Annotated in this window: 1 protein-coding gene; it reads right to left on the reverse strand. The window is 37.2% G+C overall.

Annotated elements, in window-relative coordinates; translation table 11 throughout:
* The coding region (locus ACY65O_RS02750; RefSeq protein WP_462219322.1) for a DUF4450 domain-containing protein at nt 1-1,925 on the reverse strand (1,925 nt) is incomplete at both ends.

The raw sequence follows: 1,925 nt of genomic DNA on the forward strand, positions 1-1,925 counted from the left end.
CTACTTAAGTTGAATGATGTAAATGGAGATATCACTTTATCAAAAGGAGTTTGTATTTCAGTGGATGATCCGCAGCAGGCGTTTAAAAAAGCTACTATTGTTAAAGTGATACCTCCATTTACATCATTCAACTTAAGTAGCTTACTGTTCAAATTTTCAAAATCATTTCCTGCCCAAATTATTTTGACAACAATATCTTTTTCTTTTCCAGCTTCAATTTCAATCATTGGTTGTTCAATTATATTTTGTAACCAATGCCATTTAACTGTTTTACCATTTACTGTTACAGATATTACTTTATCTTTTAGTGATTTTAGTTGCAAGAAAACATTTAATAATTTATTGTAAGACTGATTAATGCTGTATAGAGAAATATTTTTATCCTGCTTAAAACCTACACCGATATCAGGTACAGATAATTTCGCAAATTTCCAATCACCTGGAAAACCGGGTTTAATAATTAATTTATCATTCAATGCATCCGGCAAAATACCAAATAAACCTTCTGTTAATGTTCTTGCCGTCATGCCCAATCCATCTGCAAAATCACGGTACAATTCGCCTCTTATTGCGTCATAAAAACTGAGTTGCTGAAAACCACCGGGGCTTGCGCTGGCATACATGCTTTCTACCAATGCGCTTTTAAATAATTTATAAGCATTTTCATTTTCTCCACCCTGCCAGTAAGATAATGCAGTATGCAAATTTTCTCCCAATGCAACATTGTTAATACTCCAGGTGTAAGGTTGCCAGTTAGTGGTGGATAATAAATAATAACCTTCCTCTTTCAATCCATTTATTTTTACCGGAATATGTGGAATGTAATTATCAACATAGCGCAGCATTTGATATTGCTGCTTAGCATCTGCCGCACCTTCATCAATGGCATGATAGATAGTCCATAAACCTGCTGATGGATGCACCAGTTGCAAGCCCATTAAATCTTTATTTTCTGCAAACCAGCCTTTGTCTTTTAGCCATAAATTTTTATTCATGGCTAATAAAATTTTATTGGCTTCGGCTTCATACACCGTTCCATCTTCGCCAATTAATTTGGCTAACTGTGACGCCCTTTTATTTGCCCGGTAATTATATGCAGACGAATGTGTAACACCTCCACCGCTGTATTGCAATGCATCACTTGCCCATATTGCAGCATACGCATCATACAATCCATCGCCATCGGCATCAAAATTCCTTTTTTCCCATTGCAGGTGTAATGTAATGAGCGGCCACATTTTTTTTACATACTCAATATCTCCGGTGTAATTAAAATGATTGAGTAACTGATCTACAAAAACCAAATTCATGTCGTAATGGTGTGGACGAATATCGCCACCGGGATTGCGGCTGATATAACCGTTGCTGAACATGGCTGTACCCATTTTTTCCTGTTGCCTTGCAATGTGCAATGCTGTATCAAATACAACATACCCTGCAGCAATATTTTTTACCTGCGATAAAGCATAACTGCTAAAATGCATTCTTGCCCTGTCGTGCCAGCCCAATGGATCGGCGCAATATGCACCACGCCATGCAGGCAAACGCATACGCCATGCAATAGCACCATGCATGTAAGAAGGTTCTTCCCAAACAGCATCGGCGGCAATGGCTAAGGCACTACCTAAAGGATTAATGTATTCGTCCGGAGTTTGTAAAATAATTCTATCAGCTAATTTTTTTCTTGCTGCTTCTGCTTTTACAAAAAGTTTTGGTAAATCATTATAACTTATAATTTCTCCCGGTTTATTTATGTAGAAATAAACAATATCATTTTTACTTAAAGCAACTTTGCCTGCTATAACTGGCAAAGCTGCAGTAGCAGATGATGCATAAAGTTCGTCGGGTGATTGTTGCTTTTCTGCATCAGTAATTTTCAGGATGGCATTTGGTGGAAAAATACCTGCAAGCAGTTTTGGTTTTTC

The organism is Ferruginibacter sp. (genome assembly GCF_031430955.1).
GTDB lineage: Bacteria > Bacteroidota > Bacteroidia > Chitinophagales > Chitinophagaceae > Ferruginibacter.